Annotated in this window: 9 protein-coding genes; 1 reads left to right on the top strand and 8 read right to left on the bottom strand. The window is 72.1% G+C overall.

The annotated features are described in order from the left end of the window. Positions 1–275: 275 nt before the first annotated feature. Positions 276–1,283 carry a stage II sporulation protein M gene (locus ACY34K_RS28065; protein WP_462751981.1) on the bottom strand — a complete coding sequence of 336 codons (1,008 nt, stop codon included), beginning with the start codon at positions 1,281–1,283 and terminating at the stop codon, positions 276–278. Between the two features lie 119 nt (positions 1,284–1,402). On the opposite strand from ACY34K_RS28065, the gene ACY34K_RS28060 reads away from it, so the two are divergent. Next, the gene (locus ACY34K_RS28060; RefSeq protein WP_462751979.1) at positions 1,403–2,464 is read left to right on the top strand and encodes an RDD family protein; all 1,062 of its coding nucleotides are present in this window, start codon (positions 1,403–1,405) and stop codon (positions 2,462–2,464) included. Between the two features lie 137 nt (positions 2,465–2,601). On the opposite strand, the gene ACY34K_RS28055 is transcribed toward ACY34K_RS28060, so the two are convergent. From ACY34K_RS28055 to ACY34K_RS28025, 7 genes are all read right to left on the bottom strand, one after another. Beyond that, entirely contained in the window at positions 2,602–3,216 is a 615-nt protein-coding gene (locus tag ACY34K_RS28055; RefSeq protein ID WP_462751977.1) for a hypothetical protein, read from the bottom strand. Positions 3,217–3,379: 163 nt separating this feature from the next. Next, complete coding sequence (gene ahcY, locus ACY34K_RS28050; protein ID WP_462751975.1) at positions 3,380–4,837, bottom strand: adenosylhomocysteinase; 1,458 nt, start codon at positions 4,835–4,837, stop codon at positions 3,380–3,382. A 411-nt stretch (positions 4,838–5,248) separates the two neighbouring features. Then, positions 5,249–6,223 (bottom strand): cation diffusion facilitator family transporter, encoded by a 975-nt coding sequence (locus tag ACY34K_RS28045; RefSeq protein ID WP_462751973.1) that lies wholly within the window; start codon positions 6,221–6,223, stop codon positions 5,249–5,251. Between the two features lie 84 nt (positions 6,224–6,307). Next, positions 6,308–7,480 carry a mannose-6-phosphate isomerase, class I gene (gene manA / locus ACY34K_RS28040; protein WP_462751971.1) on the bottom strand — a complete coding sequence of 391 codons (1,173 nt, stop codon included), beginning with the start codon at positions 7,478–7,480 and terminating at the stop codon, positions 6,308–6,310. A 357-nt stretch (positions 7,481–7,837) separates the two neighbouring features. Continuing rightward, entirely contained in the window at positions 7,838–8,977 is a 1,140-nt protein-coding gene (locus ACY34K_RS28035) for an SIS domain-containing protein (protein ID WP_462751969.1), read from the bottom strand. Between the two features lie 63 nt (positions 8,978–9,040). Continuing rightward, on the bottom strand, positions 9,041–9,223 hold the full coding sequence (locus ACY34K_RS28030; protein ID WP_382667283.1) for a Trm112 family protein: 183 nt from the start codon (positions 9,221–9,223) through the stop codon (positions 9,041–9,043). Positions 9,224–9,905: 682 nt separating this feature from the next. Next, a complete protein-coding gene (locus ACY34K_RS28025; RefSeq protein WP_462751967.1) occupies positions 9,906–11,273 on the bottom strand; it encodes a phosphomannomutase/phosphoglucomutase in 1,368 nt (455 codons plus the stop codon). Positions 11,274–11,282: the final 9 nt, after the last annotated feature.

The raw sequence follows: 11,282 nt of genomic DNA, 5'->3' as shown, positions 1-11,282 counted from the left end.
TGTTTCCGGTGGCCGTTGGAGGGCCTTTACCTTTCGGCTGATCCGACTTTATCAGAATCATTTCGGCCGAGCTAATCGGCTTCGTGACCCGGATAAAGAATCGGAGTGGCTCCGCGGAAACCTCGTTTCCGGCCGGAGCGAGAGAGACTTTAACTTGTCAGCCCCGAACTTGTCCAGTTCCAGGCAACCGTTTAAATCTACCTCCCCACACACCCCCTGTCAACGGGGTTTGCGGGCGGAGAGGAGACTAGCAGGTCAGAGGGGCCCCACGCACATCAGGCGGCCGTCGGGAGCTCGGCGCTCCGTTCGGTGGTGTCGACGTCCCCGGTCTCGCCGGCCTTGGCCGCACGGCCGCCGAGCACATAGACGTACGCAAGGAACGCCAGCTCAGCGACGATTCCGATGGTGATTCGGGCCCAGGTGGGGAGGCCCGACGGGGTCACGAAGCCCTCGATCACACCGGAGACGAAAAGGACCAGGGCAAGGCCGATGGCCATGCCGATGGCGGCACGCCCCTGCTCGGCGAGGGCGGCGCGGCGGGTCCGGGGGCCCGGGTCGATCAAGGTCCAGCCGAGGCGGAGGCCCGTGCCCGCGGCGACGAAGACCGCGGTGAGTTCCAGGAGGCCGTGCGGGAGGACGAGGCCCAGGAAGGTGTCCAGTCGGCCGGCGGACGACATGAGGCCGATGCCCACGCCGAGGTTCAGCATGTTGAGGAAGAGGACCCACACGACCGGAATGCAGAGGAAGGCCCCGAGGACGAGACACAGGGCGGCGGCTTGGGCGTTGTTCGTCCAGACCTGGGCAGCGAAGGATGCGGCCGGGTGGCTCGAGTAGTACGTCTCGTACTGGCCGCCGGGGCGGGTCATCTCGCGCAGTTCGTCGGGGGCGCCGATGGCCGCTTGTACTTCGGGGTGCGCGCCTATCCACCAGCCGATGAGCGCGGCGAGGACGGTGGAGAGCACCGCCGTGGGGATCCACCAGCGGCGGGAGCGGTAGACCGCCGCCGGAAAGCCGGCCGTCAGGAAGCGGGCGGCGTCGCGCCAGGAGGCGCGGCGGGTGCCGGTGACCGTGGCGCGGGCCCTGGCGACGAGCTGGGTGAGCCGGGCGGTGAGCGCGGGGTCGGGTGCGCTGGACTGGATCAGCGAGAGATGGGTGGCGGTGCGCTGGTAGAGGGCGACGAGCTCGTCGGCCTCGGCGCCGGTGAGGTGGCCGCCGCGGCGCAGGAGGTGGTCGAGGCGGTCCCACTCGGCGCGGTGGGCGGTGACGTAGACGTCGAGGTCCATGATCGGCTGCTGCTCCAGGCACTGGGTGCGTACGGTTCGTACTACTGCGGCGCGCTGCTGGTCAGCTTGGCAGACTGGCGTTCGGAGGGGTTGGGGAAGGTCGAAGAAGGGTGGGCGCCGTGAGTGGGGTTGTGACGGGGGATGCCGTCGTACTCGGGCTGCAGCCGGCGAGGCTGCCGAGCCGGGCGCTGGCCCTGTTCATCGATCTGGTGGTCGTCTGGGCCGCCTATCTGTTGATATCGGTTGGTCTGGCATTGGCGACCGCATCGCTGGACGAGGCGGCGGTCATGGCGGTGTCGATCGCGTCGTTCGTGCTTGTGCTGGTGGGTGCGCCCATCGCGGTGGAGACGCTGAGCCACGGGCGGTCGCTGGGGAAGCTGGCCTGCGGGCTCCGGGTGGTGCGGGACGACGGGGGGCCGATCCGGTTCCGGCACGCGCTGGTGCGCGGGGCGATGGGGGTCGTGGAGATCCTGATGACGTTCGGGGCGATCGCCTGTATCGCGTCGCTGGTGTCCGCGCGGGGGCGGCGGATCGGGGACGTGTTCGCGGGGACGCTGGTCGTGCGGGAGCGGGTGCCGGTGGCCCGGACGAGGGCGGTGCCACCTCCGCCTCCGTGGCTGGTGGGACGGTTTTCCCAGGTGGACCTCTCGGCGGTGCCGGATGAGCTGTGGCTGGGGATACGGCAATACCTGACCCGGATGGAGCAGCTCGATCCCGAGGTGGGGCGGGCGCTGGCGGAACGGCTCGCGGACGAGCTGGTGGCGAGGACGGGAACGCCGGCTCCGCCGGGAGTGCCCGCGGCGGCGTATCTGTCGGGTGTGGTGAACGAGCGGCAGGCGCGTGATGCCCGGAGGGCCTTCGCGGGGCAGGCGTCCGGAGCGGTGGCGGGCCCGGAGACGGGCGGCGCGGCTGGTGGTGTGGTGGCTTACGCGACGCCCTACGAGGTGAGCGGAGTCCCGGGTGCCGTCACAGGTGCGGGTGCAGGTGCAGGTGCCGGTGGCGGTCGGGTGACGGGCGCGGGTGTGGACGAGTCCGCGGGCGCGGCGGCTCGGGTTCCCGTCGGTGAAGGCGCGGCCGGTGAAGGCGCGGGCGACAGAGGAGTGCACGGCGGAGGTGCCGGGGGTGAAGGCCCGGTCATCGGGCCGGCGCGGCCCGCTACCGGGTTCGCTCCTCCCGCCTAGGCGGATCTTCCCCGCCAGTCCGGTCTCGGCGGTCTCGGCGCATGTCCCCTGAGGCGTGTGCGGGCCGTAGTTGGTCCGTCGGCAGCTTTCGGCGGCGGATCGGCGGTTTCCGCTAGTGGGCGGCGGGCGCCGCGGGGTCAGGGGAAGACCGACGGCGGGGAGTCGAGGTCTTCGAGCTCGATGCCGGGGGCTGCGAGGACGACGTCGCCGGCGATGTGGACGGTGTGCTGCTCGCCCGTGTCCAGGGCGCTGACCTGGTATTCGTCCACGGTCAGGGGGCCGTTGTCAGTGGCGTGCGCTTCACTCTTCCGTAGGGCCCACGACTGGTCGACGGTGAGGGGGGCCAGGACCGGGTCGGTGAAGGCCACGAGCCGTACGCGCGTCGAGGGGGAGTCGGGGGTGAGGCGCAGGAGTCGGGATGTCGCGACGAGGAACGCCGGGGATGTGCCGGTGAAGGCGTGGGCGCGGACATTGCCTTCGGTGGCGTGTGTTCCGGTGGGGTCGGTGCGGACCCAGGTGACGCCTTCCAGGGCGGCGCCGCGGACTTGCCAGCTCGCGGCGTGAAGTTCGAGGCGGATGGGGCGGCCGAGGTCGTCGATGGTGAGGTCGACGGAGCCGGAGTGATCGCCGCGGGGGGTGGTGATCTGCGAGACGTAGCGCCAGCCGGAGGGGCCGGGGGCGCAGTGGAAGTGCTCTTCACCGAGGGGGGTGTGATCGTGCGGATCATGAAGCGAATAGCGGCCGCGGGGCATGGGTCCTCGGATCCTCGGGTTCGGCGGTGAGAGCGCGCTGAGAGCCGGGTACGGGCAGGCCCCCGACACGGGGGTGCGGGGGCCTGCCTGTTACCTGCTGCTGCCGTGTGTCGCTGCCGAGGTGGGCCGGTGTGGTGCCGGGCGCCGTCGGCGGCGGTCAGTGTCAGTAGCGGTAGTGGTCCGGCTTGAAGGGGCCTTCGACGTCGACGCCGATGTAGGCGGCCTGCTCGGGGCGGAGGGTCGTGAGCTTCACGCCGAGCGCGTCGAGGTGGAGGCGGGCGACCTTCTCGTCGAGGTGCTTGGGCAGGACGTAGACGTCGGTCGGGTAGTCCTCGGGCTTCGTGAAGAGCTCGATCTGGGCCAGGGTCTGGTCCGCGAAGCTGTTGGACATCACGAAGGACGGGTGACCGGTGGCGTTGCCCAGGTTCAGCAGGCGGCCCTCGGACAGCACGATGATCTTCTTGCCGTCCGGGAAGGTCCAGGTGTGGACCTGGGGCTTGACCTCGTCCTTGACGATGCCTTCGATCTTGGCGAGGCCGGCCATGTCGATCTCGTTGTCGAAGTGGCCGATGTTGCCGACGATGGCCTGGTGCTTCATCTTGGCCATGTCCGAGGCCATGATGATGTCCTTGTTGCCGGTCGTGGTGATGAAGATGTCGGCGACATCGACCACCTCGTCCAGGGTGGTGACCTGGTAGCCGTCCATGGCGGCCTGCAGGGCGCAGATCGGGTCGATCTCGGTGACGATGACGCGGGCGCCCTGGCCGCGCAGGGACTCGGCGCAGCCCTTGCCGACGTCGCCGTAGCCGCAGACGACGGCGACCTTGCCGCCGATGAGGACGTCGGTGGCGCGGTTGATGCCGTCGACGAGGGAGTGGCGGCAGCCGTACTTGTTGTCGAACTTCGACTTGGTGACGGCGTCGTTCACGTTGATCGCCGGGAACAGCAGGGTGCCGTCGCGGTGCATCTCGTACAGGCGGTGGACGCCGGTGGTGGTCTCCTCGGTGACGCCGCGGATCTCGGAGGCGAGGCGGGTCCACTTCTGCGGGTTCTCGCCGAGGGTGCGGTTGAGGAGGCGGAGGATGTGGGCGTATTCCTCGCTGTCCGCGGTGGACGGGTCCGGGGCCTCGCCGGCCTTCTCGAACTCGACGCCCTTGTGGACGAGGAGGGTGGCGTCACCGCCGTCGTCCAGGATCATGTTGGGGCCGCCGGTGGGGGTGTTCGGCCAGGTCAGGGCCTGCTCCGTGCACCACCAGTACTCCTCCAGGGTCTCGCCCTTCCAGGCGAAGACCGGGACGCCCCGGGGGCTGTCCGGGGTGCCGTTGGGGCCGACCGCGATGGCGGCGGCGGCGTGGTCCTGGGTGGAGAAGATGTTGCAGGAGGCCCAGCGGACCTCGGCGCCGAGGGCGACGAGCGTCTCGATGAGGACGGCGGTCTGCACGGTCATGTGCAGGGAGCCGGTGATGCGGGCGCCGGCGAGGGGCTGGGCCTCGGCGTACTCCTTGCGGATCGCCATCAGGCCGGGCATCTCGTGCTCGGCGAGGGTGATCTCCTTGCGGCCGAACTCGGCCAGGGAGAGGTCGGCGACCTTGAAGTCCTGTCGGTTGGCGACAGTCGTCATTTCGAGCTGCTCCTCGTGTGTCGGTCGAGGGTGGGTACGGCTGGCTCTGCGGTGGCGGGGCACAAGGATGCCCGGGCACTCGCAGTGCAGTCGTCGGAGGCCCTCTCTCCCTCGGCCGGTCCGTCGAGGACCGCCCGACCGCCATCAGCAGCGACGTCTGGCTCTGGTCACGAATCTACACCGATCGGTCCGGTGGCCCACAGTCCGCCCGGGCGGGCAGGGGGCCGGTTTCCGGTCCTACCGGGCTCCCGGTGGGGACCTGACGGGGTCCGGGCGGGCTCCGGGCGGGATCCGGGCGGGTCCTGGAGCGCGCCGAACGGCCCCCGGACCTGGAGGTACGGGGGCCGTTCGGTTGTGCGGGGCTTTCGGGTCACCGCTTGCCGGCGTGCTCGCCGCCCTGTGGGCGGGGCGTCAGTGGGCGTCGGGGGCGGGTCCGCCGGGAGCCTTGGCCGGGTTGCCGCCCGCCGCGGCGGCGGCCTCGCTGTAGATGTCCGGCTCCAGATAGATCACCCGGGCGATCGGGACGGCGGCGCGGATGCGGTCCTCGGCGGCGTTGATCGCGGCCGCGACCTCGGTGGCCGTGTTGTCGTGCCGGACGGCGACCTTGGCGGCGACGAGCAGTTCCTCGGGGCCGAGGTGGAGCGTACGCATGTGGATGAGGCCGGTGACGGTGTCGCCGTCGACGAGCACCGCCTCGATCTTCTTGACCTCTTCCACGCCGGCGGCCTCGCCGAGCAGCAGGGACTTGGTCTCGGCGGCCAGGACGATCGCGATCACGATGAGGAGGACACCGATGCACAGCGTGCCGATGCCGTCCCAGATGCCGTCACCGGTGAGGAGCGCCAGGCCGACGCCGCCGAGGGCGAGGATCAGACCGACGAGGGCGCCCAGGTCCTCCAGGAGGACGACCGGCAGCTCGGGGGCCTTGGCGCGGCGGACGAAGTCCTTCCAGGAGAGGTTGCCGCGCAGGGCGTTGGACTCCTTGATGGCGGTGCGGAAGGAGAAGGTCTCGGCGATGATCGCGAAGACGAGGACGCCGACCGGCCAGTACCAGGCCTCGATCTCGTGGGGGTCCTTGATCTTCTCGTAGCCCTCGTAGATGGCGAACATGCCGCCGACCGAGAAGAGGACGATGGAGACGAGGAAGGCGTAGATGTAGCGCTCGCGGCCGTAGCCGAACGGGTGCTGGGGGGTGGCTTCGCGCTTGGCCTTCTTGCCGCCGAGGAGCAGGAGTCCCTGGTTGCCGGAGTCGGCCAGCGAGTGCACGCTCTCGGCGAGCATCGAGGACGAACCACTGAAGAGGAAGGCGACGAATTTACTCACCGCGATCGCGAGGTTGGCGGCGAGCGCCGCCACGATCGCCTTGGTTCCGCCTGACGCGCTCATGCGTGCGGGTGTCCCTTCTGGGTGTCTCTCGGGGGGTGGTTCGTACGGCCGCACATTGTTGCAGCAGCGGAGGGGTGCGGTGCGTCAGGCCATCACTGTGGCACGGAAGACCGTGCCGGGTCCGGACAGTTCGGTCCTTTCGCCCGCCGGGACGAAGACGCTCTGGCCGGGCGCGAGGGACAGTTCGCCGGCGCGGGGGGTGCCCGCCGTGGCGAGCAGGATCTGCGGTGTGGTGGCGGTGAGGTCGACGGGGGCGGCGCCTTCGGGGCGGACGTACCGGGAGAGACGGAACTCGTCGACGGGCGTCTCGTAGACCTCTTCGCCGGAGGGCGATGCCTCGGGGCGCAGGATCGCCGGGTCGGCGGCCTCGAAGCGGACGATGCGGAGGAGTTCGGGGACGTCGACGTGCTTCGGGGTGAGGCCGCAGCGCAGGACGTTGTCGGAGTTGGCCATGATCTCGACGCCGAGGCCGCTGATGTAGGCGTGGGGGACGCCGGCGCCGAGGTAGATGCCCTCGCCGGGCTGGAGCCGGATGTGGTGGAGGAGCATGGCGGCGATGACGCCGGGGTCGCCGGGGAAGTGGTGGGCGAGGGTGGCGTACGGGGCGTGCGGGCCGCCCAGGCGTTCGCAGGCGGCGGCCGCTTCGGTGACGGTGGCGGCCATCTCCTCCGGGTCGGCGCTCAGGACGGCGGTCAGGACCTCGCGCAGCGCGGCTTCTTCGGGGTGGGCGTGGAGGAGGTCCACGTACGGCTTGAGGGAGTCGACGTCGAGCGCGGCCATGAGGTCGGCGGAGTCGAGAGGGGCCTGGAAGCCGCAGAGTCCCTCGAAGGGCGTGAGGGCACAGAGAAGTTCGGGCTTGTGGTTGGCGTCCTTGTAGTTGCGCTGCGGGGCGTCGATGGGGATGCCGGCGCGCTCCTCGGCGGCGTAGCCCTCCTGGGCCTGGGCCAGGTCGGGGTGGACCTGGAGGGAGAGGGGTGAGCCGGCGCCGAGGATCTTGAAGAGGAAGGGCAGCCGGGGGCCGAACTTGGCGACGGCGGCGGGGCCGAGTTCCCGCTCGGGTGCGGCCGCGATGACATCGTTCAGGGCCTGCTCGGCGGGGCCGTCCCCGGGGCGGGTGACGCGGGAGGGGGCGCCGGGGTGGGCGCCCATCCACAGCTCGGCCTGCGGCTCGCCGCTGGGGGTGACGCCGAGCAGCTCGGGGATGGCCGTGGTCGAGCCCCAGGCATAGGGGCGGATGGTGTTGGAGAGGCGGTCCATGCGCGTTCCTCGTTGCTCGGGGGCTGTGCGGGCCCAGCGGTGCCTGGGGTTCTCTGTCCGGGAGGCCTGCGTGCGGGCCTGTGAGTGAGGACTCTGCGCAAGGCCTGGGGGTTGCGGGGTCTTCTCTGTGACACGGGTCGGACGTCGGTGACGCGGGGTGGGCGTCCGTGACGCGGGTCGGGCGTCCGTGACGCGGCGTGGGCGTCCGTGACGCAGGTCGGGCGTCCGTGACGCGGGGTGGGCGTCCGTGACGCAGGTCGGGCGTCCGTGACGCAGGTCGGGCGTCCGTGACGCAGGTCGGGCGTCCGTGACGCAGGTCGGGCGTCCGTGACGCGGGGTGGGCGTCCGTGACGCGGGTCAGGTGCGCGGCACCGACGCCAGCGCCAGGTAGACGGCGGCGAAGTCGGTGATCGCGAGGAGCTCGGCCAGCTCGACCAGGTCTTCTCCGTCGTCGTCGGGCTCGAGCTCGCTGATGGCCGTGTCGTGGCTGAGCGCCAGTTCACGGGCGGCCGGTGCCGCGGTCAGGCCGCCGACCGAGCGGTCGCGCAGCAGGACGACGCGAGCGCGGAGGGCCTGTTCCTCCTCGACCCGGTCGCGGAAGAAGTCGTCGGGGTCGGCGCCGCCCGCGAAGTCGCCCGCCAGGAGCACCGCGTGGGAGGGGAGCGCCTCGGGGAGCTGGGCCGCGAACGCGGGGCGGCCCGCCAGTTCGGCGAGCACGGTGGCGAACCGCCGGCCCACGGGGCCGGCGATCGTGCCCTCCGACCAGATCAGCGGCAGGGAGTCGGCGAGTTCGGCGGCGAGGGTCTTGGCCGGGTTGCTGTAGGTCGCGATGGCCGGACCGCAGCGTTCCGCCGTACGGTCGAGCCGGTCCGCGAGGCCCTGCAGCGTGTCGGCGGGGGCGGAGATCAGTCCGACCCGGTCGAGCAGCACCAGGAGAGGGGTGAACAGCGCCCAGAGGGCGCCGGAACTGGCCGCCGGTGTCTCCTCCTCGGACGGCTCGTGGGGCGCCGTGGCCATCGGGACGACGAGGCCGTGCGTGTCGTCCACGGCTTCGGAGAGCGGGGAGCGCCGGGGTGCTACGGCGACGACCGTGACGCCGCGGCGGTACGCCTGCTCGGCGAGGACCGCCAGCCCGGGTTCGCTGCCGTCCGTGGTGACGAGCAGGAGCAGGTCCACGGGGCCGGCCCAGCCCGGGAGCGCCCAGCGCAGCGCGCCCGCGGCGGGGGCGACGCCGGTGGGGTGCAGGCGGGTGACCGGTGCGGAGGCGCCCACGAGGGCGCCGACCAGGTCCGCGACACCGGTCGCGGCGGTGCCGGGCCCGGCGACGAGGACGGCGCGGGGGCGGCCCTCGGGGTTCAGCTCGGCGACGCCCGCCTCGGCGGCGTGCCGGGCGGCGGTGCGCACGCGCGCGCCCGCTTCGGCGGCCCCGCGGAGGAGACCGCGGCGGTCGGCTCGGGCGAGGGCGTCCGGGTCGTCGAGCAGCGACTCGTCGAGCATGGGGTGGGGCCTCCGATCGCCGTGCGGTGGATGGACTCCGCCCGTGTGGCCGGGCGCGTGCCGTCAGGCGGGGCGGCGGGCCTCGTCCACGAGGAGCACCGGGATGCCGTCCCGTACGGGGTAGGCCAGGCCGCAGTCTTCGCCGGTGCAGATCAGCTCGGGCGTCTCGGCTGCCGTGCGGTCGCTGAGCGGGGCGTGGCAGGCCGGGCAGGCGAGGATCTCCAGAAGGCCGGCTTCGAGCGGCATGGGGTGGGTCCCTTCGAACGCGGTGCGAGTGATGGCGGTGGTGCGGTTTGGCCACGTCAGCCTACCGCCGGGGCGCGGGGGACGCGGCTTGACGGGCACCTGGAAGGCGGCCGGCGGGGAATCGGGGACGCGGCTTGGCGGAATACCGCCTGACGGGGCGGCGACAGCGATAGGGACGGCGGCCCGCGTCGCCGTCGGGCGCGGCCCGCCGGGACGAGCGGTACGACTCTGCTGCGCCGGCCGGCGATCCTGCCCGAAGGGCTTCGCGCGGGGGGCTCGGCCCCACGGGCCCGGCTGGGCGGGCCCGGCCCGACGGGGGCCCGGCCCGACGGGGGCCTGGCCGGCACAGGCTCGGCCTGGAACGGACCTGGACCCACGGGGACCGGCCCGACGGGGGCCTGACCGACGGGGGCCGGACCGACGGGGGGTCTGGCGGGCGGCCCCGGAAAGCGCTCGGCCCAAAGGGGGGCCGGACCGACGGGGGCCGGTCTGAATCGGGCGGCCCGAAAAGAGCCCGGACCGACGGTGCCCAGACCGACAGGGGCACGGAGCAACAGGGGCGCAGCCCGAATCAGAATCGGCCTGGAAAGGCCCGGCCCCACCAGGGCCGGTCGGCGCGGGCTCGGCCCGGCGGAGCCACGGCCCCGCCGGGAAGCCTGCGCCGGGCCGTACCGCCCGCGTCTCAGGAGGCGCGGACCAGCGCCAGGACCTCGTCGCGGATCTTGGCCATGATGACCTCGTCGCGTCCCTCGACGTTCAGGCGCAGCAGCGGTTCCGTGTTGGAGGGGCGCAGGTTGAACCACCAGTCCCGGGCGGTGAAGGTCAGGCCGTCGAGCTCGTCGACGGCGACTCCGTCGCGGGAGGCGAAGGCCTCGCGGACCGCCGCGGCACGGGCCGCCTGGTCCGCGACCGTGGAGTTGATCTCGCCGGAGCCGGTGTAGCGGTCGTAGGAGGAGACCAGCGAGGACAGCGGCGTGTCCTGGCCGCCCAGGGCCGCGAGGACGTGGAGGGCGGCGAGCATGCCGGTGTCGGCGTTCCAGAAGTCCCGGAAGTAGTAGTGCGCCGAGTGCTCGCCGCCGAAGATCGCGCCGGTCTTCGCCATCTCCTCCTTGATGAAGGAGTGACCGACCCGGGTGCGGACCGGGGTGCCGCCGTTCTCGCGTACGACCTCGGGGACGGACCAGGACGTGATCAGGTTGTGGATGACGGTGCCCGAGCCGCCGTTCTTCGCCAGCTCCCGGGACGCGACGAGGGCGGTGATCGCCGACGGCGAGACGGGCTCGCCCCGCTCGTCCACGACGAAGCACCGGTCGGCGTCACCGTCGAAGGCGAGGCCGAGGTCCGCGCCCTCCGCGCGGACGCGCTCCTGCAGGTCGACGATGTTCGCCGGGTCGAGCGGGTTCGCCTCGTGGTTGGGGAAGGTGCCGTCCAGCTCGAAGTACATCGGTACGACGGTGAGGGGCAGACCGGCGAAGACGGTCGGGACGGTGTGGCCACCCATGCCGTTGCCCGCGTCCACGACGACCTTGAGCGGCCGGACGGCGGAGAGGTCGACCAGGGACTTCAGGTGCGCGGCGTAGTCGTTGAGCGTGTCGCGCTCGCTGATCGTGCCCGGGGTCGCCGCGGCGGCGGGGGCGCCCGCCTCGGACCAGTTCTCCACGAGCGTCCGGATCTCGGCGAGGCCGGTGTCCTGGCCGACCGGCGCCGCACCGGCCCGGCACAGCTTGATGCCGTTGTACTGGGCGGGGTTGTGCGACGCGGTGAACATGGCGCCCGGCAGGTTCATCGAGCCGGAGGCGAAGTACAGCTGGTCGGTCGAGCAGAGGCCGATGAGGGTGACGTCGGCGCCCTGGGCGGCCGCGCCGCGGGCGAAGGCGCCCGACAGGCCGGGCGACGACGGGCGCATGTCGTGGCCGACGACGATGGCGTCGGCGCCGGTCACCCGGACGAAGGCGGCACCGAAGAGTTCCGCCTGCGGCTCGTCCCACTGATCCGGCACCACCCCGCGGACGTCGTACGCCTTCACGATCTGCGACAGATCAGCAGCCACTGCCCAACC

The sequence above is a fragment of the Streptomyces sp. STAM6 genome (assembly GCF_054963715.1).
Note: the sequence above shows the minus strand (reverse complement) of the source record. Positions and strands in the feature narration are given on the sequence as shown.

Excerpts from the sequence above, each read along its gene's own strand:
- ACY34K_RS28065 (WP_462751981.1), bottom strand. The coding sequence starts at position 1,283 with ATGGACCTCGACGTCTACGTCACCGCCCACCGCGCCGAGTGGGACCGC.
- ACY34K_RS28055 (WP_462751977.1), bottom strand. The coding sequence starts at position 3,216 with ATGCCCCGCGGCCGCTATTCGCTTCATGATCCGCACGATCACACCCCC.
- ahcY (WP_462751975.1), bottom strand. The coding sequence starts at position 4,837 with ATGACGACTGTCGCCAACCGACAGGACTTCAAGGTCGCCGACCTCTCC.
- ACY34K_RS28045 (WP_462751973.1), bottom strand. The coding sequence starts at position 6,223 with ATGAGCGCGTCAGGCGGAACCAAGGCGATCGTGGCGGCGCTCGCCGCC.
- manA (WP_462751971.1), bottom strand. The coding sequence starts at position 7,480 with ATGGACCGCCTCTCCAACACCATCCGCCCCTATGCCTGGGGCTCGACC.
- ACY34K_RS28035 (WP_462751969.1), bottom strand. The coding sequence starts at position 8,977 with ATGCTCGACGAGTCGCTGCTCGACGACCCGGACGCCCTCGCCCGAGCC.
- ACY34K_RS28030 (WP_382667283.1), bottom strand. The coding sequence starts at position 9,223 with ATGCCGCTCGAAGCCGGCCTTCTGGAGATCCTCGCCTGCCCGGCCTGC.